Origin of the sequence: Chryseobacterium sp., from assembly GCF_019236175.1 — a bacterium.
GTDB lineage: Bacteria > Bacteroidota > Bacteroidia > Flavobacteriales > Weeksellaceae > Chryseobacterium.
The window spans coordinates 67,528-90,047 of the sequence record NZ_JAFAJM010000004.1 but is presented as its reverse complement, the minus strand read 5'-3'; the positions used below and the strand labels follow the sequence as shown (position 1 = coordinate 90,047).

At 37.6% G+C, this 22,520-nt stretch carries 19 protein-coding genes; 14 read left to right on the top strand and 5 right to left on the bottom strand.

The window, feature by feature from the left end; all coding sequences use genetic code 11:
- Nucleotides 1–35 precede the first annotated feature (35 nt).
- From JO178_RS03055 to JO178_RS03040, 4 genes are all read right to left on the bottom strand, one after another.
- Nucleotides 36–263: a DUF6814 family protein gene (locus tag JO178_RS03055; RefSeq protein ID WP_291931444.1), complete on the bottom strand. Its 228-nt coding sequence runs from the start codon at nt 261–263 to the stop codon at nt 36–38.
- 44 nt (nt 264–307) lie between these two features.
- Complete coding sequence (locus JO178_RS03050; protein ID WP_291931441.1) at nt 308–1,888, bottom strand: MFS transporter; 1,581 nt, start codon at nt 1,886–1,888, stop codon at nt 308–310.
- Between the two features lie 42 nt (nt 1,889–1,930).
- Entirely contained in the window at nt 1,931–3,310 is a 1,380-nt protein-coding gene (locus JO178_RS03045) for a porin (protein WP_291931437.1), read from the bottom strand.
- A 211-nt stretch (nt 3,311–3,521) separates the two neighbouring features.
- Nucleotides 3,522–3,938 carry a helix-turn-helix domain-containing protein gene (locus tag JO178_RS03040; protein WP_291931433.1) on the bottom strand — a complete coding sequence of 139 codons (417 nt, stop codon included), beginning with the start codon at nt 3,936–3,938 and terminating at the stop codon, nt 3,522–3,524.
- Nucleotides 3,939–4,098: 160 nt separating this feature from the next.
- On the opposite strand from JO178_RS03040, the gene JO178_RS03035 reads away from it, so the two are divergent.
- The 8 genes from JO178_RS03035 to argH all read left to right on the top strand — a co-directional run bounded on the left by JO178_RS03035 (nt 4,099) and on the right by argH (nt 12,637).
- A complete protein-coding gene (locus JO178_RS03035; RefSeq protein ID WP_291931430.1) occupies nt 4,099–4,695 on the top strand; it encodes a GNAT family N-acetyltransferase in 597 nt (198 codons plus the stop codon).
- The gene (locus JO178_RS03030) at nt 4,667–5,863 is read left to right on the top strand and encodes an argininosuccinate synthase domain-containing protein (RefSeq protein WP_291931427.1); all 1,197 of its coding nucleotides are present in this window, start codon (nt 4,667–4,669) and stop codon (nt 5,861–5,863) included. The genes JO178_RS03035 and JO178_RS03030 overlap by 29 nt, the downstream gene beginning before the upstream one ends.
- A 51-nt stretch (nt 5,864–5,914) precedes the next feature.
- Entirely contained in the window at nt 5,915–6,880 is a 966-nt protein-coding gene (argC, locus tag JO178_RS03025; protein WP_291931424.1) for an N-acetyl-gamma-glutamyl-phosphate reductase, read from the top strand.
- A gap of 54 nt (nt 6,881–6,934) precedes the next feature.
- On the top strand, nt 6,935–8,074 hold the full coding sequence (locus tag JO178_RS03020) for an aminotransferase class III-fold pyridoxal phosphate-dependent enzyme (RefSeq protein WP_291931418.1): 1,140 nt from the start codon (nt 6,935–6,937) through the stop codon (nt 8,072–8,074).
- 51 nt (nt 8,075–8,125) lie between these two features.
- Entirely contained in the window at nt 8,126–9,076 is a 951-nt protein-coding gene (locus JO178_RS03015) for an N-acetylornithine carbamoyltransferase (RefSeq protein WP_291931415.1), read from the top strand.
- Between the two features lie 71 nt (nt 9,077–9,147).
- Entirely contained in the window at nt 9,148–9,942 is a 795-nt protein-coding gene (gene argB, locus JO178_RS03010; RefSeq protein ID WP_291931412.1) for an acetylglutamate kinase, read from the top strand.
- Complete coding sequence (locus tag JO178_RS03005; protein ID WP_291931409.1) at nt 9,917–10,999, top strand: M20 family metallo-hydrolase; 1,083 nt, start codon at nt 9,917–9,919, stop codon at nt 10,997–10,999. Before argB ends, JO178_RS03005 begins: the two co-directional genes overlap by 26 nt.
- A gap of 333 nt (nt 11,000–11,332) precedes the next feature.
- Nucleotides 11,333–12,637, top strand: a complete 1,305-nt coding sequence (argH, locus tag JO178_RS03000) for an argininosuccinate lyase (RefSeq protein WP_291931407.1) — start codon at nt 11,333–11,335, stop codon at nt 12,635–12,637.
- Between the two features lie 394 nt (nt 12,638–13,031).
- Here the strand turns inward: argH and JO178_RS02995 are convergent, their stop codons facing one another.
- Nucleotides 13,032–13,493 carry an Lrp/AsnC family transcriptional regulator gene (locus tag JO178_RS02995; protein ID WP_291931404.1) on the bottom strand — a complete coding sequence of 154 codons (462 nt, stop codon included), beginning with the start codon at nt 13,491–13,493 and terminating at the stop codon, nt 13,032–13,034.
- Between the two features lie 242 nt (nt 13,494–13,735).
- On the opposite strand from JO178_RS02995, the gene JO178_RS02990 reads away from it, so the two are divergent.
- From JO178_RS02990 to JO178_RS02965, 6 genes are all read left to right on the top strand, one after another.
- A complete protein-coding gene (locus JO178_RS02990) occupies nt 13,736–14,626 on the top strand; it encodes an aspartate carbamoyltransferase catalytic subunit (protein WP_291931401.1) in 891 nt (296 codons plus the stop codon).
- A 203-nt stretch (nt 14,627–14,829) separates the two neighbouring features.
- Entirely contained in the window at nt 14,830–15,903 is a 1,074-nt protein-coding gene (locus tag JO178_RS02985) for a carbamoyl phosphate synthase small subunit (protein WP_291931398.1), read from the top strand.
- A 54-nt stretch (nt 15,904–15,957) separates the two neighbouring features.
- Complete coding sequence (locus JO178_RS02980; RefSeq protein WP_291931395.1) at nt 15,958–16,308, top strand: four helix bundle protein; 351 nt, start codon at nt 15,958–15,960, stop codon at nt 16,306–16,308.
- 56 nt (nt 16,309–16,364) lie between these two features.
- Complete coding sequence (carB, locus tag JO178_RS02975) at nt 16,365–19,547, top strand: carbamoyl-phosphate synthase large subunit (protein ID WP_291931392.1); 3,183 nt, start codon at nt 16,365–16,367, stop codon at nt 19,545–19,547.
- A 151-nt stretch (nt 19,548–19,698) separates the two neighbouring features.
- Nucleotides 19,699–21,354 carry a matrixin family metalloprotease gene (locus JO178_RS02970; RefSeq protein ID WP_291931389.1) on the top strand — a complete coding sequence of 552 codons (1,656 nt, stop codon included), beginning with the start codon at nt 19,699–19,701 and terminating at the stop codon, nt 21,352–21,354.
- A gap of 180 nt (nt 21,355–21,534) precedes the next feature.
- On the top strand, nt 21,535–22,026 hold the full coding sequence (locus JO178_RS02965; RefSeq protein ID WP_291931386.1) for a hypothetical protein: 492 nt from the start codon (nt 21,535–21,537) through the stop codon (nt 22,024–22,026).
- Nucleotides 22,027–22,520: the final 494 nt, after the last annotated feature.

The following is a 22,520-nucleotide window of genomic DNA, read 5'->3' as shown; positions in this document are numbered from 1 at the left end:
ATGAATACGAAATTCATCAATTATCGGTCTTGGTCTTATATTTTGTCGTCGGAATACTCTCCTGTTAAAGCATAGTAGCCAAAAACAGCCATTCCTCCTGATATTATTGGCATGAGTACAAATAAAATGATAATACCGAAAACCAGATCTTCCTGTTTGCCGGAAGTTATTTTTGGGATTCCCATTACTGTGATTCCGAAATATCCTACAATCACCGCTATTGCGATCCAGAGAATGCCTAATATTTTTTTGAGTCCGTTCATTTTTCGTTGTTTTAAAATTAATAAAAATTTGAGTGATTCGGTACTTAATCGTGAAGATTATTATTCTTATTTTTAAGATAAAATAATCCGATGATCAGACAGACTCCGGCAACTCCGATCGGATACCACAGTCCTTCAAGGTACCATGTGACATGTCCTGCTTCTTTTCCTGTAGTGACAAGATAAGTTGCTACTGCCGGAAGAAGCCCTCCAAATACCCCGTTTCCAATATGATAAGGCAGAGACATTGATGTATAACGGATTCTTACAGGAAACATTTCTACCAGGAAAGCAGCGATAGGTCCGTATACCATGGTTACAAATAGGACCTGAATAAATACCAGAAATACCAGATGCCATTTTGTACGGTCACTGACTTTGACGGATTGTGAAATTTTAGGTTCTTCAGCTTTTCCTTCTTTCATAACCGGACCATTTGGAGACCAGTGAGTGATGCTGTCTTTTTTAATTAAAGTTCCGTCGGTATAAAGAGTCTCTTTGTGAAAAGTAACGAGGCTGTCTGTTGTGATATCAGTATGAATTTTAGAAGTTCTTTTTTCTGTGATTCCATGGGCAGCTATTGTTTTGTTCTCAAGACTGACACTTTTAAACATGCTTTCATAGATAGGTCTGTAGGCAAAGATAGCTATCAGCATTCCGGTCATCATTACTGCTTTTCGCCCGATTTTATCTGAAAGCCATCCAAAAAATACAAAGAAGGGTGTTCCCAAGAATAAAGCCGTAGCCATTAAATAGTCTACCTGGGTAGAATCTATATTCATGACCTTTTGCATAAAGCTCATGGCATAAAACTGTCCGGTATACCAGATGACTCCTTGTCCCATGGCGGCCCCAAAAAGTGCCAGTAAAACAAATTTGAAGTTGTATTTATTTCCGAAACTTTCTTTTAAAGGGTTTTTAGAAGTTTTTCCTTCACTTTTAGCCTTGGCAAAAAGTGGAGATTCTTTCATGTTTTTTCTGATGATATAAGAAACACCCACCATTAAAATAGAAATCCAGAAAGGAATTCTCCAGCCCCAGGTGTCAAACTCTTCGGCGGAAAGTGTTGTTTTGGTAATTAGAATAACAATGAGTGAAATAAATAGACCTGCCGTAGCAGTGGTCTGGATCCATGAAGTCCAGTATCCTCTTCTGTGAGGCTGGGCGTATTCGGCAACATAGGTGGCGGCACCTCCGTATTCTCCTCCCAGCGCCAGCCCTTGTAGTAATCTTAAAATTAATACCAGAACCGGGGCAAGAAATCCGATGGTTTTATAACTTGGGATACATCCGATAAGGAAAGTGGAAAACCCCATGATCAGTAGAGTAACAAGGAAAGTATATTTTCTTCCGATAAGATCTCCCAGTCTTCCGAAAAATAAAGCACCGAAGGGTCTTACCACAAATCCGGCTGCAAAAGTGGCGAGAGTAGATAAAAATGCAGCTGTAGGATTGTCCGCCGGGAAAAATTTTGTGGCTAAAACAACGGCAAGACTTCCGAAAATGTAGAAGTCATACCATTCAATTAAGGTTCCGAGAGATGAGGCCGTGATCACGCTCCAGATGGTGCGGTTTTTCTGCCTGTCTGTCATATTTTCATAGCTTTCGTGATGGTTTTCGCTCATATTGATTAGTTTTAGTGGAATAGGTGTTAATTCATCCCGGGTTTATAAATAGATCTGGAACTGTACAATAAATTCTCCTTTTGAAGACGGGCTTTCCGTAGGATTAGTGTACACTGGTCTCGTAGAGTATTGTGTGGTAATTTTCGCATGATGTCCGTCGATAAACCAGTTGGCTCCCACGTCAAATTGAGAAGATGATTTATCGAATGCTTCAAAACTTTTATGAGTGTAAGCTGCAAAAGGCTGTATTCTGATTTTTGGTTTTTCTGCCTGACTGGGTAATAGCAGACCGGCCTGTGCGTAGATAATATTACCTGTTCCGATGGTGGGTTGTAGATTTCCAGGGCCTGCAATGGCTTTGTTACCTATGAAATTAGGATCAGAAGCTGCAATATTCATGGTACCCAGGTTTCTTACATAATTAGGTCCGAAATTATAATTGTAATATCCGGCATAGGCGGAAACTGCCATTTTATTTTTGGCTTCTCCCAAAGGAATGTCTGCGAAAGCATCCACAGCGAAAAGGGTAATGTCGTGTTTTTCTATAGTTGAATTGACAGAAGTTCTCGTGCCATCGGCCTGATGATAAAAACCAGCTCCGACATTGAATACTTTTTTAGTTCCCAGATAAGAGCCTACTTTGAAGGGTAATGTGTTGGATTCTTCATCAAGAAACTGATACTCAAAATAACCTGCTTTTGAAAAACTTGGATTACCATTATTGTCCACGGCCACAGCTTTTGAAGGATCTGTTACATTCACCGGAGTCAAATCTGTTGCAAAAGGCTTGTTTAGGCTGAGACGGTATTCTAATTTGCCGTATTTACCTTTGGCAAACATTCCTAATTGCCTGGCGAACTGATCTGAGTTGTCGATAAGAGGCCATGAAAAAACCGGGGAGTCCACGGTAAGGAAGTTCAGGGTAGAAGCCATGGTCATTCGGGAAAGTCCCATATAGTAATGAAGTCCGGCCCCTAATGATAAACTGAATTTTCCAGCTTCTCCAGGTAAAATCACTGCATATTCGTTCCAGGCATCATGGAAAAACAATTGGGTTTTCTTTCCGTTTCCATAACCTCCTGTTCCGGAAGTTCCGGAAGCGCCGCCGTTAATAAATGTCTGATTGTTGATTCCGAAATGAAGGAGGATCATATATCTTTTTGAAATCTGGGCATACGTTAAGGCTCTTAATCTTCTGTTTCCTATACTCCAGCTGTTGTCTGTAGGTTCTCCGCCCACCATACTTCCGGGATTCATGGAAGTGTTCCTCAGCCAAAGCTGGTCCCAGAGAATAAATCTGATAAACTTATCTCCGTCAGGGTTAAGGTTCAGCTTTAAGCCACTGCCATAATCAGGAGAACCTTGCGAATATAATGATCCACTGATTAAGACTACCCCAATAAATGTAAGTAATTTCTTCATAAATTATCAATTTTTGGTGTTCTTTTTTGTGAATACCAAATTGTAATTAATAATTTAGTTATGAAAATTTAATATATATTATTGGTAATAGTATAGTTATTTTTTACTGCCTGCAATAACTGAATATGATTTGATTGGTTTTCAAATATATATGTTGCTGATAATTAGTGTTTTATTGTTGTTTATGGTGCCTCTAAATATCAGGTTTTGCTTACTTCTTAAACCTTTCCCATTTGATCAGCATGTACTTATCGGCGAACTGAGTGATGATAATTCCGGCATTTTTAATGTTTTCTTCCTGTGCGATGTATTCTGCCAGTTCGTTCTGTTTTAGTATTTTATATACCGGATGGAATTCTGAGTGTGGGGGTCTTGTGATGTTGTATTTCTTAATCCATGAGCTTATGGTAACATGGGAAACACCGATAATTCTTTCAATTTCGCGGTAGCTTAAACCTTCCAGATAGAGCTGTAATGCTTTGGTTACATAATAATCGTCAATCTGTTTTCCCAGTTTTTTAACGGTGAAGTAATAATTGCAGTTCTTACAGTGAAATCTTTGTTTTTCATTGACAATTCCGCTTTTTACAATCTTGTTACTCTTGCATTTAGGACAGGTATTATCCATAACTATAATATTTTAGCAAATATATAATAATTTAGCAAATGTATATTTTTGGTTAAAGATAATTTTACCTGTTTAAATTTTTAAAACAAAAAAAATATCTTTTTTATTTGGATTTAAAAGAAATTATATTTTAAATTTGTCAAAAAATTTAGATAAATAAATGGAAATAGAAATTTCCTCATGCGAACATCTAATGTATGTGAGTGAAATACAGCAGGAAATGTATGATTCTGCACAGCGAAGAGGAACGGGGATCGCAAAACGTTCTATCGAATATTTAAGTAAAAAGATTTCAGAAGGCAATGCTGTGGTAGCCACTGAAAACGGTGAGTGGGTAGGTTTCTGTTATATAGAAACCTGGTCGCATGGGAAGTTTGTTGCCAATTCGGGACTGATCGTGTCGCCGAAATTCAGGAACGGGGGAGTGGCTACTCAGATCAAACATAAAGTTTTCCAGTTATCTAGAGAAAAATATCCGGAAGCTAAAGTTTTCGGATTGACAACAGGTCTTGCGGTAATGAAAATCAATAGTGATTTGGGATATAAACCGGTGATTTATTCTGAACTGACACAGGATGAAGAGTTTTGGAACGGTTGCAAGAACTGTGTGAATTATGAAATTTTAATGATGAAGGAACGTAAGAACTGTCTTTGTACAGCAATGTTATTTGTTCCGGACAATATAAAAAAAAATGAGGTTGTAAACAATCAGCCTGAAAATGAATATTATGAAGAAAAAAGTCATCTTAGCGTTTAGTGGAGGTCTGGATACTTCCTACTGTGCTAAATATCTTAGTGAAACACTGGGGTATGATGTGTATGCAGTTACTGTAAATACCGGAGGTTTTTCTAAAGAAGAAGAAAAAGAACTGGAGAAAAAAGCTTTAAACCTTGGGGTGAAAGCATACAGGTGCGTAGACGCTCAGGAAGATTATTACAATTCTTGTGTGAAATATTTGATTTTCGGGAATGTATTGAAAAACAATACCTATCCTCTTTCTGTAAGTGCTGAACGTACCATCCAGGCACAGGAAATTGCAAAATATGCAATAGAGGTCAATGCTGATGCTATCGCTCACGGAAGTACGGGGGCCGGAAATGACCAGGTTCGTTTTGATCTGATCTTTCAGGTGATGTGTCCTGATGTGGAAATTATTACGCCTATTCGTGACATGGCTTTATCCCGTGAGGAAGAAATTGAGTTTTTGAAAACCCATGGCTATGAAATGGAATTCCATAAAGCTCAGTATTCTGTGAATAAAGGGCTTTGGGGTACTTCTGTAGGTGGGAAAGAAACCTTGACTTCGCGGAATTATTTACCGGAAGAAGCTTTTCCGTCTCAAATAGAAAAAACTCAGCCTTCAGAACTGGAAATTGAGTTTAAAAACGGAGAGGTGATTGCAGTAAACGGAGAAAGCTTTGAGCATGCTGTGTATGCTATTCAAAAAATAGAAAAACTGGCTTCTGTATATGGAATTGGTCGTGATATTCACGTTGGAGATACGATTGTAGGAATTAAAGGAAGAGTAGGATTTGAAGCTGCGGCTGCGTCAGTAATTATTAAGGCGCATCATTTATTGGAAAAACATACGCTTTCAAAATATCAGCAAATGATGAAGTCTCAGCTATCCGACTGGTATGGAAACTGGCTTCATGAAGCTCTTTTCCTGGATCCTGTGATGAGAAATATCGAGACTTTTTTAACGGATTCTCAAAAAACAGTAACCGGGAAGGTATTTGTAACGCTTCATCCTTATCGATTTATTTTAAACGGAATTGAGTCTGATCATGATTTAATGTCTGATAAATTCGGAAGCTACGGAGAAGCTAACAGAGCGTGGACAGGAGATGATGTAAAAGGCTATACTAAAATCGTAAGTAATTCCTTAAATATATATCACCAGATTAACCAAAATATCAACTAGTTCCGAAGGAACAATTTAATCAACAATAGAACAGAATTCTATTGAAGCAATATGAAAAAAACAGTAGGAATAGTTGGAGCCAACGGTTATACGGGAAGTGAGCTGATACGTTTGCTGGCTTTCCATCCTTATGTGACATTGAGTTTTTTATATAGTCGTTCGAATTCGGGGACAAGAATATCGGATTTGTACCCGGATTTAACGGCGGTTTGTGAAGTGGTTTTAACTAACCAGTCTGAAGAGGTGGATATTCTTTTTCTATGTCTTCCGCATAAGGAAAGTCAAAACTGGCTGACTCAAAATCCGGTTAAAGAGGAGACTGTAGTCATTGATTTAGGGAATGACTTCCGTCTGGATGGAAATTTCGAGAATAGAGATTTTATCTACGGACTGCCCGAAATTAATAAAAAACAACTGGCGGGAGCGAAGAGTATTGCCAATCCCGGATGTTTTGCTACGGCCATTCAGCTGGCTTTATTACCGCTGGCTGGAAAAGGAAAGTTGAATGAGGTTTTTACAACGGGGATTACGGGATCTACGGGAGCCGGACAATCTTTACAGGCAACGACACATTTTACCTGGAGAAATGATAATGTATCGGCTTATAAAACCTTAGCCCATCAGCATGTTGATGAAATTTTACAACAGTTGATTTCATTTAATAATAAAGAAGTAAACCTGAATTTTGTTCCATGGCGAGGAGATTTTGCAAGAGGGATTTTTACAAGTTCCACTATGAAGACGGATATGACGTTGGAGGAAATAGAACAATTGTATCAGGAGTTTTATGCGGAGGAGCCTTTTGTAACGGTAAGTAAAAGGGCGGTTGATTTAAAGCAGGTTGTCAATACCAATCGCTGTGTGATTCAGATCGAGAAGAGTGGGAATGTTGTCGTTATTCACTCAGCGATTGACAATTTGTTAAAAGGAGCTTCGGGACAGGCGGTTCAGAATATGAATATCGCTATGGGCTGGGAGGAAAATGCAGGGCTGAATTTAAAACCTATAGCGTTTTAATATGCAACGTGAAATGTATTAATGAGTAACTAACTCAACTAACTATCAATTAAAATGAATTTATTCAACGTATATCCATTATTCAATATCCATCCGGTTAAAGCTCAGGGATCTTTTCTTTGGGATGATAAAGGGGAGCAATATCTTGATTTCTACGGAGGTCATGCTGTGATTTCAATCGGACATAATCATCCGCATTATCAAAATAAGCTGAAAGAGCAATTAGAGAAAATATCTTTTTATTCTAATTCTGTTCAGAACGAGTTACAGACTGAGTTAGCAGAAAAGCTGGGAAAGCTTTCAGGCTATGAAGATTACAATCTTTTTTTATGTAATTCAGGAGCTGAAGCTAATGAAAATGCTTTAAAGCTGGCCTCTTTCCATAATGGGAAAAGCAAAGTGCTTTATTTCTCAGGTTCATTTCATGGGAGAACTTCAGCGGCAGTTTCTGTAACGGATAATCCTAAAATTGTTGCACCGGTGAATTTTTCAGAAAGATTTATCAAATCGGAATGGAATGATATCGGACAGCTTGAAAAAAACTTTGAACTCCACGGGAATGAAATCTCTTCTGTGATTATTGAAGGAATTCAGGGAGTAGGCGGAATTATGATTCCGACGGCAGCGTTTTTATCTAAAATTAAAGAATTGTGTGAAAAATATGATGCTGTTTTAATTCTGGATGAAGTACAGTCAGGATACGGAAGAAGCGGCTATTTCTTTGCACATCAGGAGTTCGGGATAGAACCGGATATCATTACAACGGCTAAAGGAATGGGGAATGGCTTTCCTGTCGGAGGAGTTTTAATTCATCCAAAATTCCAGGCGAGTAATGGTTTGCTTGGGACTACATTTGGAGGAAACCACTTAGCTTGTGTCGCATCTATTGCTGTTCTGGACGTGATGAAAGATGAAAATCTGATTGAAAACGCCGGAAAAATGGGAGTGTATATTGAAAATGAAATTAAAGATTTACCACATATTAAATCCATCCGAAGGAAAGGGCTGATGATCGGAATAGAGTTGGACAGAGATTGTTCAGAGGTAAGGAAAAGCTTACTCTTCGATCATCATATTTTCACCGGAAATTCAAATGATAAAAGTGTGTTGAGGATTCTTCCTGCACTTAATATCAAAAAAGAGGAAACGGATATTTTCATCAATGCTCTGAAAGCAGTACTGGAGAATATTTAGAAATCTAAATCCTCAAAAAATGGGTAAACAAAATCTTTAAAATCAAAAGAAATGAAAAAATTCACCTCTGTAAGTGATGTTGAGAACTTACAGGAAATCATAAAAAAAGCTTTACAAATAAAAGAAAATCCTCTTACTGAAACAGATAAGGGGAAAGGAAAAACGATCGGTCTTGTATTTTTAAATTCAAGTTTAAGAACCCGTTTAAGCAGTCAGATTGCAGCACAGAATCTGGGTCTGAATGTATTAACACTTAATGCCGCACAGGAAGCATGGAATCTTGAATTTGCAGACGGAGCCGTGATGAACGGGGATACGGTAGAGCATATTAAAGATGCCATAGAAGTTTTGAATCAATATTGTGACATCATTGCTGTGCGTTGTTTTGCAGGCATGAAAAGCAAGGAAGATGATGTCAATGAAAGTATTCTGAGCCAGTTTGAAAAACATGCTAAAGTTCCTGTTATTTCCCTGGAATCTGCAACACGCCATCCGCTGCAAAGCCTGGCCGACTGTATTACAATTACAGAAAACTGGAAAAAAGAACATAAACCTAAAGTGGTTTTAACATGGGCACCGCATATTAAACCAATTGCACATGCTGTAGGAAATTCTTTTGCTGAATGGATGCAGGAAATGGATGTAGAGCTGGTGATTGCTAATCCTGAAGGTTATGATCTTGATAAAAACTTCACAAAAGATATCAAAGTCATTCATAATCAGGAGGAAGCGCTAAAAGATGCAGATTTTATTTATGTAAAAAACTGGTCTTCATTTGATAACTATGCTGCCATGCCTGAAGTAAAAGGAGACTGGATGCTTACCAATGAAAAACTGGCCAATACCAATGATGCGAAAGTAATGCACTGCCTGCCCGTTCGTCGTAATGTAGAGCTAAGTGATGAGGTGATGGATGGCAAAAATTCAATCATTTATCAGCAGGCGAAAAACCGTATTTTCTCTGCACAGGCGGTATTCAGTGAAATTTTAAACAATATATAATATAAAGTCCTGAAAGGACGATTTAACCAAGATAGAAGAGAGTCTGTCGATACAATACATGTTAAATAAAAATGAAACAGAAAATATACATCATAAAAATAGGCGGAGCCCTCATTGATGATGAACGATTACTGGATCAGTTTTTAGATCAGTTTTCCGGAATTAATGAAAAGAAGATCCTGGTTCATGGCGGAGGAAAATTAGCCACTACACTGGCTGATAAACTTGGTATAGAACAGAAGATGATCAATGGAAGGAGGATTACCGATAAAGAGACACTGGATATTGTAACGATGGTATATGCAGGTGGGATTAATAAAAATATTGTTGAAAAGCTACAACAGAAAAAATGCAATGCCATAGGATTTTCAGGAGCAGACGGGAATTTGATCAAAGCTAAGAAAAGAGAAGATCCTGAAATTGACTTTGGGTTTGTAGGGGATATCAATAAGAAAAGCGTGAATAAAAAACTGGTTTCAAAACTAATCAAGCTTGATCTTGTTCCTGTGTTTTCTGCGATCACCCATGATAGAAAAGGAAACCTTTTTAATACTAATGCCGACACGATTGCCTCTGTAATAGCACAGGCGTTGTCTGAAAAATATGAAGTAGAATTGCTGTACTGTTTTGATAAAGAAGGAGTGCTGGAAGATGTCAATGATCCGGAATCTGTAATCAAAAGGGTGAATGAAGAAGAGTTTTCAGTATTGAAAGAACATGGAAAATTGCATAAAGGAATTTTGCCCAAACTTGAGAATGCTCTCGGAGCGATAAAAAATAATGTAAATAAGGTATTTCTGATTAAAGAAACCGAATTAAAAAATCATATAGAGAATCATCATGCAGGAACTGAAATCTGTTTATAATAAAGAAGAATTATTAAATAACGCAGTTGAATTACTTAAAAATTTGATTGAAATTCCTTCATTCAGTAAAGATGAATTCAATACGTCCGTGGAGATTGAGAATTTTTTTAAAAAGCATCAGATCCCTACGAAACGTTTTAAAAATAATATCTGGGCGGTCAATAAAAACTTTGATGTATTCAAGCCGTCCGTGTTATTGAATACACATCATGATACCGTGAAGCCTAATAAAGCTTATACGCTTGATCCTTTCGTACCTGTTGAAAAAGACGGGAAATTATTTGGATTGGGCAGTAATGATGCCGGAGCTTCTCTGGTGTCTATGGCTCAGGTTTTTTTACATTTTTATAATAAAGAAGATTTAAAATATAATTTAGTTATTGCTTTGACGGCAGAGGAGGAGATTTCAGGATTTGATGGAATCGAGGCTTTATTTCCGCAGCTACCTAACGTAGAATTCGCCATTGTAGGAGAACCCACGCAGATGAATCTGGCGATTGCAGAAAAAGGACTTTTGGTGATCGATGGGGAGATGAAAGGTACTCCTTCTCATGCCGCTCATCCTAATGATGACAATTCAATTGTAAAATGTATGATGGATCTGCAGCATATTTTAGACTTTAAATTTCCAAAAGTTTCAGAATATCTGGGGGAAGTAAAAATAACATTATCAGGAATTCACGCAGGTGTACAGCATAATGTGGTTCCCGAGTCGTGTAACTTCACGCTGGATGTAAGAGTGACTGATGAATATTCTAATAAAGAAGCTTTTGAAATTATTCAGTCGCAGATGAAATCTACCCTTACTGCAAGATCTTTCAGGTTGAATTCCTCAAAAATTGAAATGGATCATCCGTTTGTAATGGCTGGTCTTGAAATGGGCAGGACAACGTACGGATCGCCGACATCATCAGATCAGGCTATTATTCCGTGTACATCCGTGAAGTTAGGCCCCGGAGACAGTAGGCGCTCTCATACGGCAGATGAATTTATTTATATCCATGAAATAGGAGAAGGAATTGATATCTATATCCGGATTTTGGAAAAAATATTATAAAAATTGGAAAAGGGAAGAATGGAAGTTATCGGGTTTGTTATTAACTTCCAGCCTCCGGCTTCAGGCTTCCGACAATATACAATATGTTTTGGCTCCGCTCAGCAGGGATGAAGTTTAAGTTTTTAATAAGGATTTATGCAAAAAAGAAAATTAAAAATGAAAACTTGTAATGAGGAAATGTTTTTTTATAGTTAATAGTAATAAGGATCGCCGTGCTGGGCAAGTCAAAACCAACAGATATTTTAAATCAAATTATTATAAAATCGCCATTCATGCAATTTTTCAGCAGATGAGAACTGCAATTGCAGATGGTTTGTAAAAAAGTATTTACTTATGAAAAAGATATGGCAGAAGGATGACCTTGCCACCAATATATTAGTTAATAATTTTACAGTCGGGAAAGATCTTGACTTTGATGAGCGTTTGGCAAAATATGATGTCAAAGGATCTATGGCTCATTGTAAAATGCTGGCAGAAACCGGTATTATCTCTCAGGAAGAATCTGAACAGATGTTAGTGGTTTTACATTCTATTTTAAATAAAATTGAAGATGGGAGTTTTGAGATTGATCAAGAAGCTGAGGATATCCATTCTCAGGTAGAGGCGATCCTGATTGAAGAATTAGGGGATACGGGAAAGAAAATTCATACGGCAAGATCCAGAAATGATCAGGTTTTATTGGATATTAAACTGTATCTGCTGGATGAGATTCGCGAAATTACAGCGCTTACGGATGAATTTTTTCAGATTTTAATTCAATTGGCGGATCAGCATAAGAAGGTTTTACTTCCGGGATATACCCATTTACAGATTGCTATGCCTTCGTCTTTCGGACTGTGGCTCGGAGCATATGCTGAAGCACTTCTGGATGATGTGGAGATGCTGTTTTCAACAAAAAACATCATCAATAAAAATCCGTTAGGTTCGGCAGCGGGATATGGTTCCTCTTTTCCAATCAATCGTGAGAGCACTACCTATAATTTAGGATTCCAGTCTATGAATTATAATTCGGTGTACGCTCAGATGACCCGTGGGAAATCAGAAAAACTATTGGCTATGTCAATGGCTACTTTAGCGGGAACACTTGGGAAGTTTGCTTATGATGTATGTTTGTATCTGAATCAAAACTTTGATTTTATTAGTTTTCCAAAAGAATTTACAACGGGAAGCAGCATTATGCCGCACAAAAAAAATCCGGATATCTTTGAATTGGTTCGTGCACGATGTAACCGGATTCAGGCATTACCGAATGAACTGATCCTGTTAACGAATAATCTTCCTTCAGGATATCACAGAGATGTACAGCTGACAAAAGAGATTCTTTTCCCTGCTATTGACTCGCTAAAGGAATGTCTGGAGATTTTAAGTTATACATTACCTAATATTCAGGTGAAAGACGGAATTCTTGAAGATGAAAAATATAAATACATTTTCAGTGTAGAGAAGATTAATGAAGAAGTTAAAAACGGAAGCTCTTTCCGTGATGCTTATGTAAAGGTAGGGCAAGAGATTGAAAACAATGTATTTGAGTTTGAACCTGGAAATCTGGATCATACCCATCAGGGAAGTTTAGGAAATCTTTGTCTTGATAAAATAGAATATCAGTTCAATAAGCTGAAAAATAAATTATTGGGTTAGAATAGAATATAAACCATTAAGGTCATGGAAAAAACTTAAGCGGAATCAGTGAATTTCTAAAATTATTTTTAGTACACTGCCTTACAATCGTTTGTGAATCCTTAATCTTAATAAATCTTACCTGCTTAAGTTATCTTAATGGTTTTATTGTATTCTGTTCTTTGAATTCGATGCAGGTTTAAAAATTGTATCGGATATGGAATCTTTACCTCTTATAACATCAAGTATGCAAAATCATTTGAGCCTTTGCGTGGTAACAAAATCAAAGATGATAAAAATCAAAAACGTAGAAAACGTAAAACACAAGCAATAATATACAGATTGCTTTTAAGCACAGGAAAATCAAAGATTTTCAGCACGTGAAATTGAAATACAATGGTTTGAAACCAGAAAGCTATTCCAGATCAATTTTAAATTTGGTCGATTTTTTTACCTCATGAAGGACAATGGAGCTATGGTATTGTCCGATGTTGGGAAGATTGGAGATTATATTAACGGCAAACTCATTATAAGAATTGATGTCTTTAGCAATAATCTTCAGCATATAGTCATATTCACCGGAAAGACTGATGATCTCCTGAACCTCATCGTGTTTTCCAATGTTCTTTTCGAAAGTTTCCAACACTTTTTTGGATTGTTCCTTGAGACGAACATTACAATAGACTACAATATTTAAACCCAGCTTTTCACGGTTTAAAAGACCAACGTATTTTTCAATGATCCCCTGTTTCTCCAGTTGTTTGATTCGTTCATACGTAGGCGTAAAGGTAAGACCAATTTTTTCTGAAATTTCCTTAACAGATAACGTAGAGTCTTCCTGAATAATGCTGAGAATCATTTTGTCTTTTAAATCCATAGAACTAATTTGAATAGTAACAAAAATATTAATTTTAAATGAGAATAAGGAAAATACAAATGTTTTAAATTTTTTTGAAACATTGTTTTTGTAGGTTCGTAAACTTTTTGTATCTTTGCACCTAATGAATAAAAAAGCATTTATATCATTAGATTTACCGGGCGAAAGCGCCCTTTACGATATTTATTGTTATTAAGCGAAGATAGTTGTCTTCGCTTTTTTTATGCCCAAAAATAAGAATTATGTTTACGATTACAGAACTAAGCACCGAGAGAATCAACAGTATACTGACAGAAGCACTGGCTTTTGCAAACGGTAAAACTGCCAAAATTGTAGGAGAAGTTTTTTGCTCAAACCTTTTCTTCGAAGACAGTACAAGAACGAAAACAAGTTTTGATCTTGCAGAAAGAAAACTGGGACTACAGGTTGTTCCTTTTGATGCTTCTCACAGTTCGGTAAACAAGGGGGAAACTCTTTATGATACAGTAAAGACGATTGAAAGTATCGGAGTCAACTTAGTAGTGATCCGTGATAAGAAGGACCGATATTTTGAAGAATTAAAAAATATTAAGATTCCTGTGATCAACGGAGGAGACGGAACAGGAAATCACCCTTCACAATGTATGCTGGATCTGATGACCATTTATCAGGAATTCGGAACATTTGAAGGATTAAAAATAGGAATCGTAGGAGATGTAAAACACAGCCGTGTTGCCAACTCAAATGCAGAAGCTTTAAGAAGGCTGGGCGCTAAAGTATATTTCTCAGGACCGGAACAATGGTTTGATGAAGGAGCCCTGATCAACGGAACATATCTTTCAGTAGATGAACTGATCGCTGAAGTAGATGTGCTGATGTTGCTCAGAATTCAGCATGAAAGACATGATGATGCGATGAGTTTTACCGCTTCCGAATACCATAAAAAATATGGTCTGACCAAAGAAAGAGAGCAGGCGATGAAAAAAGAAGCCATCATTATGCATCCTGCACCCATCAACAGAGGAGTAGAAATAGATTCAGACTTAGTAGAATGCGAAAGGTCCAGAGTGTTCAGACAAATGCAAAACGGGGTATTCGCTAGAATGGCCATTTTAAAAGAAGCATTGGAAAGTAAAGGGTATACTTTTAAATAAGAGCCAAGGAGCCTCGTAGAGGCGACCTGTTAATAGCCAGTGAGTCTTAGTGATGAATTGGTAAAAACAAACAATCAGCGAGCTCCGTAGGAGCGACCTGATAATCGCAATGGGTGAATCCCATGGAAATAAAGGACATAACCATCCAAAGCCTCGTAGAGGCGACTTGTTTATAAAAAAAAATAGAAAATCTAAATAGAAAAATGAAGAAAAAATTAATACTGGAGTCCGGTGAAGTGTTTCATGGAGAAGGTTTCGGAGCAGAATTGGAAACTGCAGGGGAAGTAGTTTTCAATACCGGAATGACAGGGTATCAGGAATTGATTTCTGACCCATCGTATTGTGGTCAGATAGTTTGTATGACCTATCCGCTTATCGGAAATTATGGTATTAACCGTGATGATTATGAAAGTATTGAGCCGGCGATTAAAGGGCTTATCGTAAAAGAATTGTGCGATCTTCCTTCCAATTTCCGTACTCAGATTACTTTAGATGAATTATTTAAAAAGAAAAACCTTTCGGGAATTTCAGGAATCGATACAAGAAGACTGACCAGAATTCTTCGTAACTCCGGAGTAGTGAAAGGAAAAATCGTAAATGCCGATGCAGATGAAACTGCAGTTGCTTCTGAACTGAAGTCAACTCATTTCCCAACGAATCAGGTGGAAGAGGTTTCTACAAAAACACCTTATGCCAATCCAAACAGAGGTTTCAAAGTAGTATTGGTAGATTTCGGAGCAAAACTGGGAATTATCAGAGAACTGTCTCAAAGAAACTGTGACATTATCGTGGTTTCTCAGGATACGACAGCTGAAGAAATTTTACTGATGAACCCGGACGGAATCATGCTTTCCAACGGTCCTGGTGATCCGGAAGATGTACCACATGCATTAGACATGATCAGAGGTTTATTAGGAAAAGTTCCTATTTTCGGAATCTGTTTAGGACACCAATTAATCGGTCTTGCCTGCGGAGCAAAAACGTTTAAACTGAAGTTCGGACACAGAGGAGGAAACCACCCTGTACTGGATTTAGAGAAAAATACAGTAGCAATCACTTCTCAAAACCATGGATATGCGGTAGATCAGGAAAGTTTGAAAGGAACAGACCTTATCGAAACACACATCGCTTTGAACGACAGAACCAACGAAGGATTAAAACACAAAATCCACCCTTGCTTCTCCGTTCAGTATCACCCTGAAGCAAGCCCTGGTCCTGAAGATGCAAACTACCTGTTTGATGAGTTCATTCAAATGATGGAGGATTTTAAGAAGTAAGATAACAGAACCAAGAACCCATAGCCTAGAATCAAGACTTAAGAGAAAAAGGACATGCATAACTTTGAAAAATTACTTTTCTGGCAGAAATCTATTGCGTTGGCAAAGCAGATATATATTATTTGCCCAGAGATCAGTAGTGACGAAAAGTATGGTTTAATTTCACAGATTAAAAGGTGTACTATTTCTATTCCGTCTAATATTGCTGAAGGTTCTGGAAGAAATAGCAATAAAGAGTTTAATCATTTTCTTGCTATTGCTTTAGGTTCTGCATTTGAATTACAAACTCAGTTGATTTTGGTAAAAGAGTTGGATCTTTTATCTGAAGAAAAAGTAAACGCTTTACTAAATGAAGTTTCTGAAATTCAAAGAATGATTTATACATTCAAATATAATTTAAAATAAAGTCTGGAAATCTTGGCTTTTGGCTCTAGGTTCTTGACTCTAATAAAAAAAGAAAAATGGCAAAACGTACAGATATAAAAACAATTTTAGTAATCGGTTCAGGACCTATCATCATTGGTCAGGCGGCTGAATTTGACTACGCAGGAACGCAGGCTTGTCTGTCTTTGAAAGAAGAAGGCTATAAGGTAATTTTGATCAACTCAAACCCTGCAACAATCATGACAGATGTGGAAATCGCTGATAAAGTATATATCGAGCCGATTTCATTACAGTTTGTAAGCCACATCATCAGAAAAGAACGTCCGGATGCATTATTACCAACACTTGGAGGTCAGACTGGTCTGAATATGGCTGTTGAGCTGGAAAAATCAGGAATTCTTGAAGAATGTAAAGTGGAAGTATTGGGAACTAAGCTTTCTGCAATCAACAGAGCAGAAGACAGAGATCTTTTCCGTGAGCTGATGAGAGAACTGAATGAGCCGGTTCCTGAATCAGATATCGTAAACACAGTAGAAGGTGCACTTGCTTTCGCAGACGAAATCGGATATCCTGTAATTGTTCGTCCTGCATTTACGATGGGAGGTACCGGAGGAGGTATCGCTTCTACTGAAGCCGAATTAAAAGAAATTGCTGAACTGGGACTAAAACACAGTCCTGTTACTCAGTGTCTTATTGAAAAATCAATCGCCGGTTTCAAAGAAATAGAATATGAAGTAATGCGTGATGCAAACAACAACGCGATTGTAGTTTGTAACATGGAAAATATAGACCCCGTAGGTGTTCACACAGGAGACTCTATTGTAGTAGCACCTTCTCAGACCCTTTCAGACAGAGAGTATCAGTTACTGAGAAATGCTTCTCTAAAAATCATCAGAGCACTGGGAATTGAAGGCGGATGTAATGTTCAGCTGGCGCTGGATCCACACTCTTTCGAATATTATATTATTGAGGTAAACCCTAGAGTATCCCGTTCATCAGCACTGGCAAGTAAGGCAACAGGATATCCGATTGCAAAGATTGCTGCAAAAATTGCTGTAGGATTGACACTGGATGAAATTATGAACCCGGTGACAGGAAAAACATACGCATGTTTTGAACCGGCACTGGATTATGTAGTGACAAAATTCCCGAGATTCCCGTTCGATAAATTTGAAACGGCGGACAGAAGACTTTCTACCCAGATGAAAGCAACCGGTGAAGTAATGGCAATCGGGAGAAACCTTGAAGAATCATTACAGAAAGCCATCCGTTCATTAGAAACCGGAATCAAACATCTGGGACTAAAGACCAAACAGGCTCAGGCGCTTACTGCTGAAGAAATTGAACGAAGAATCAGAGTTTGTGATGATGAGAGATTATTTATTATCGGGGATGCTTTAAGAAGAGGATACGACTGGGAACAGATTGTAGAATGGAGCAAAATTGACAAGTTCTTTATCTGGAAACTAAAAAAACTGGTTGATTTCGAAAAAGTAATTGCTGAAAATAAATTTGATAAAGAAATATTAATTGAAGCCAAAAGATTAGGATTTGCAGATATCAATATCGCCGTTCTTTGGGAGGTAAAAGAGCGTGAAGTTTTCAACTTCAGAAAAGAAAACGGAATAATGCCGGTTTATAAAATGGTAGATACCTGTGCCGCTGAGTTTGAAAGCGAAACGCCTTACTTCTACGGAACCTACGAAGAAGAAAACGAAAGTGTAGTTTCTGATAAAGAAAAAATCATCGTTTTAGGTTCAGGTCCTATCAGAATCGGACAGGGAGTAGAATTTGACTACGCAACGGTTCACTCAGTATGGGCCATCAAGGAAATGGGATATGAAGCAATCATTATCAACAATAATCCTGAGACGGTTTCTACAGACTTCTCCATCTCTGATAAATTATACTTTGAACCATTGACTGAAGAAGATGTAATGAACATCATAGAGCTTGAAAAGCCTAAAGGAGTAGTCGTACAGTTTGGAGGGCAAACAGCAATCAACCTTGCGGATAAATTAGCTTCTCACGGAGTACAGATCTTAGGAACTTCACTGGAAGATCTTGACAGAGCCGAAAACAGAGATAAATTTGAAAAAGCACTTCAGGAGATGGGAATTCCTCAGCCTAAAGGAAGAACTTCAACTTCTAAAGAAGAAGCCATCAAAATTGCTAACGAAATCGGTTATCCGGTATTGGTACGTCCAAGCTACGTTCTTGGAGGTAGAGCAATGGAAATTGTATATGCGGAAGCAGAGCTGGCTCACTATATGGAGCATGCGGTAGAGGCAAGTCCTGAACACCCGGTTCTGGTTGACAAGTATATGGTAGGAAAAGAAATCGAAGTAGATGCTATATGCGACGGTGAAACAGTAGTAATTCCAGGGATTATGGAACATATCGAAAGAGCGGGAGTTCACTCCGGAGACTCAATCGCAGTATATCCTCCACAGAATATGTCTCAAAGTGAAATTGATACTTTGGTAGATTACACCCAAAGACTGGCAAAAGGGCTGAATGTAATCGGATTAATGAATATCCAGTACGTTCTTTTCGAAGGAAATGTATATGTAATCGAGGTAAACCCACGTTCTTCAAGAACAGTTCCTTTCTTATCTAAAATCACTGAAGTTCCGATGGCTAATCTTGCGACAAAGGCCATCTTAGGACAAAAACTGAAAGATCTTGGATACAGCCACGGGCTGGTTCCAAACAAAGAAGGGGTATTTGTAAAAGTTCCAGTGTTCTCTTTCTCTAAACTGACAAAGGTAGACATCTCTTTAGGCCCTGAAATGAAGTCTACAGGAGAGGTTATGGGGAAAGATACCACCCTTGAAAAGGCACTTTACAAAGGATTGGTAGCAGCAGGAAGAAAAGTCCCGATGCATGGATCAATTTTGTTCACAGTAGCAGACAAGCATAAAGCAGAGGCTGCGGACCTTGCTGCAAGATTCCATGAAGTAGGATTCCGAATCTGGGCCACGGAAGGTACTGCAAGGTTCTTTGAAGAGAAAGGAATTCCTTGTAAAATCGGATACAAAATCGGGGAAGAAAATGTAAACCTGATCGATCTGATCCAGAAAGGAAAAGTTCAGTATGTTGTGAATACCACTACAAAAGGGAAACAGGCTGAAAGAGACGGATTCCAGATCAGAAGAATGAGCGTGGAAAACGGTGTTCCTTGCTTAACTTCAATGGATACGGTAGAGGCTATCCTGAAAGTAATCGAAAGCATGAGCTTCAAAATGGAGACCATGTAATCCGGATAAAAATAAATAATGTAACCCCCGTAAGATTTTCTTGCGGGGGTTTTTGTGTACTTAATATAAATACCACAAAAGGGTAATTGATGCATGATGGTATACGGGCTACCTTTGATAGGCCATCCACAATAATTAATAATCTAAAAAAATGGAAACTCAAAATTTTAAAATCGGAACAAAAATGAATGAAAGCGGAGGCCATGTTTCTGCTTTGAAAGACTATCTTAAATCCTTCGGTTATCTTTATTCCGGAGAGAAAAACCATCATAATAGGGCTTATCTGGCGGATGCCTCGTTGCTTAGATCTGAAGGAGATCATTTTGATGAGGAGACAGAATCAGCTTTAAAAGCTTTTCAGAGGTTCTACAATTTAAAAGAATCAGGCACTCTTACAGAAGAAACGGTAAATCTGATGAATACACCCCGCTGTGGAAATCCGGATCATCACAGATTATTTGACCGGCAAACAGGAATGATAGCCTACTTTGTCATTCAGGGAAATAAATGGGGAAAAACAAATTTAACCTTTGCATTTCAAAATTATACGGCTGACCTGAGTACATCTGAAATAGTGAATGCCATAAGAAAGGCTTTTGAATCATGGAGCACTTCCTGTTTCCTTACATTTACAGAAACAACAGGATATGCAGATATTCTTATAAAGTTTGCAAAAAGAGACCATGGCGACGGAAGCCCGTTTGACGGACCTAACGGAACATTAGCTCATGGCTTCTTCCCGCCTCCAAACGGAGGAGATCTTGCCGGAGATATTCATTTTGATGGTGATGAAACCTGGTCTTTGAATAACCCGCCAACAGGCTATGACCTGTGGTCGGTAGCATTACACGAAATTGGGCATGCTCTCGGTCTGGCTCATTCAAATGTTGCCGAATCCGTTATGTATGCTTATTATTCGGGAATTCGCAGAGATTTACATCCGGATGATATAGCCGGTATTTCTTCTGTTTATGGCGGAAGAGGCGCAAAAACAACCTTAGCAGATACAGCTACAGGTCAGCCTGCATTGACTAATCTTAATAATACCGGATATCTTGCCTGGACAGGTACAGATAATGAACATCATTTAAATGTTATGCAGACGCTTGGAACCCGGGTATGGTTTGATAAAGTTACACTGGAAGAAACATCGTTATCCGGCCCTTCAATAACTTCTATGAATGGCAGCCTTTTTCTGGCATGGAGGGGAGTAGGTAACAATAGATTAAATATTATGTCTTCTACAGATGGGAAAATTTGGAAAAATAAAATCACATTGAATGAGACCTCATTCTGTAGTCCTTCCATTTGCAGTGTTAACGGAAAGCTTTTTTTAGCCTGGACAGGAACTGACAATGATCGTCATGTGAATATTCTTCAATCTGCAGATGGAAGTATCTGGACTGAAAAAATAACTTTAAACGAAGCATCTGTCGACGGGCCTTCCATTTGTCAGCTAGGAAATAATCTATTACTTGCGTGGGCAGGTACGGATGCAGCACATAAACTGAATATTATTGCTTTTAATGGGACAAGCTGGTTTAATAAAGTTACATTAGGAGAGACCAGTTATAAAACTCCCAATATTAATAATGTTAATGGGAGTTTAGTATTAGCCTGGGCAGGAACCGATGCTCAGAACAGATTAAACATTTTGAGAAGTCCTAATGGTGTAAATTTTTCAAATAAAACAATACTTGCCGATACTTCATACTTCGCACCAAACATTGGCTATTTAAACAGTCAGGGTCTGATGGTATGGACAGGTAAAGATAATGCAAGCTCACTGAATGTAATGACAATATAGTTGATTACAAAAACAGATCGTATCACCCTGTAAGTTTTCTTGCGGGGTTTTTACTTAACTTGTTAAAAAACAGGATAAATTTTGTTGTATTTAAGAGATTGCATAAATTAGAGGGGCAAAAAATACAACATATTAATGTTATTATAAAAATCTGAAAACTCCACCAAATCAAAAACTACCATGCCGGAATATTACGCGAAATTAAATGATTCTTTATCTTTTGAACTGACAAGAGACAGCCTCTTAATGGGAAGACTTATTTATGAAAGCTGGTTTACATTTAATGCAGAAATTGAAATTAAAAACCGCTTTTATCATGTAGAACCCAAAGGTTTTTGGGGCACAACCATTGAACTTAAAGATAATGAGAGAGTCATTTTGAAATTCCGTATGAACTGGAACGGTGAAATTGTTATACAAACGTATTTTGACGGCATAAAAGAAGGATATCTTTTTAAACACAGAGGAATGTTCAAAGAATCATTTGTTATGATCAGTCAGCAGGGAGAAGAGCTTTTTGTAATGAAGCCACACCTGAAATGGAGCGCTCTTCATTACGAATACCATATTACGACGACAGAAAGATTCGAAACATTTTCCAATAAAGAAATACTACTACTCAATGCGCTACACTGTGCCAACTATTATATGTCTATGATGGTTGTTGTATAAAGCAGGTATATCCGTATTTATTATTTTATCATAAAATTATTACAGAAAAGTCTTTTTAAGTCACAAAGTATCGAGCTTTTTGAATCTAAAATTCATATAAAAACAAAATCCCCGGGAAACCGAAATGAATTTGATATCAGTTACGAGAATATCTTTCCCAATGCCTATGATATAAAGAAAAATAATATACTTTTTTATTCTCTATTTTTTTTACTTATTGTCAGGGGCCGTTTATTACTGGAGATTTGTAGAAGGTGATCAAACGGGTTCTCAATGAAACAGAGTTCAATGAAAAAGTGAGGAGATTAGATTTTGAATTCAATAAGCAAAGCAATAAAATAAGCCTGAATTAAAAAAACAAGTAAAAAAAAAATCATTTATAGATGAAATAAAGGGTTTCCGATTGTACGGAAACCCTTTATTTATGGCCGTTTTTGTTCTAGGAATTTATGATTTGTATCATGTTTTTATTTAGAATTAATAAAAATAAGATA

Coding starts and splice junctions, on each gene's coding strand:
- JO178_RS02995 (WP_291931404.1), bottom strand. CDS start 13,493: ATGGATTTAAAAGACAAAATGATTCTCAGCATTATTCAGGAAGACTCT.
- carB (WP_291931392.1), top strand. CDS start 16,365: ATGGCAAAACGTACAGATATAAAAACAATTTTAGTAATCGGTTCAGGA.
- JO178_RS03055 (WP_291931444.1), bottom strand. CDS start 263: ATGAACGGACTCAAAAAAATATTAGGCATTCTCTGGATCGCAATAGCG.
- JO178_RS02970 (WP_291931389.1), top strand. CDS start 19,699: ATGGAAACTCAAAATTTTAAAATCGGAACAAAAATGAATGAAAGCGGA.
- JO178_RS03015 (WP_291931415.1), top strand. CDS start 8,126: ATGAAAAAATTCACCTCTGTAAGTGATGTTGAGAACTTACAGGAAATC.
- JO178_RS02990 (WP_291931401.1), top strand. CDS start 13,736: ATGTTTACGATTACAGAACTAAGCACCGAGAGAATCAACAGTATACTG.
- JO178_RS03040 (WP_291931433.1), bottom strand. CDS start 3,938: ATGGATAATACCTGTCCTAAATGCAAGAGTAACAAGATTGTAAAAAGC.
- JO178_RS02985 (WP_291931398.1), top strand. CDS start 14,830: ATGAAGAAAAAATTAATACTGGAGTCCGGTGAAGTGTTTCATGGAGAA.
- argH (WP_291931407.1), top strand. CDS start 11,333: ATGAAAAAGATATGGCAGAAGGATGACCTTGCCACCAATATATTAGTT.
- argC (WP_291931424.1), top strand. CDS start 5,915: ATGAAAAAAACAGTAGGAATAGTTGGAGCCAACGGTTATACGGGAAGT.
- JO178_RS03035 (WP_291931430.1), top strand. CDS start 4,099: ATGGAAATAGAAATTTCCTCATGCGAACATCTAATGTATGTGAGTGAA.
- JO178_RS03005 (WP_291931409.1), top strand. CDS start 9,917: ATGCAGGAACTGAAATCTGTTTATAATAAAGAAGAATTATTAAATAAC.
- argB (WP_291931412.1), top strand. CDS start 9,148: ATGAAACAGAAAATATACATCATAAAAATAGGCGGAGCCCTCATTGAT.
- JO178_RS03045 (WP_291931437.1), bottom strand. CDS start 3,310: ATGAAGAAATTACTTACATTTATTGGGGTAGTCTTAATCAGTGGATCA.
- JO178_RS03030 (WP_291931427.1), top strand. CDS start 4,667: ATGAAGAAAAAAGTCATCTTAGCGTTTAGTGGAGGTCTGGATACTTCC.
- JO178_RS03050 (WP_291931441.1), bottom strand. CDS start 1,888: ATGAGCGAAAACCATCACGAAAGCTATGAAAATATGACAGACAGGCAG.
- JO178_RS02980 (WP_291931395.1), top strand. CDS start 15,958: ATGCATAACTTTGAAAAATTACTTTTCTGGCAGAAATCTATTGCGTTG.
- JO178_RS02965 (WP_291931386.1), top strand. CDS start 21,535: ATGCCGGAATATTACGCGAAATTAAATGATTCTTTATCTTTTGAACTG.
- JO178_RS03020 (WP_291931418.1), top strand. CDS start 6,935: ATGAATTTATTCAACGTATATCCATTATTCAATATCCATCCGGTTAAA.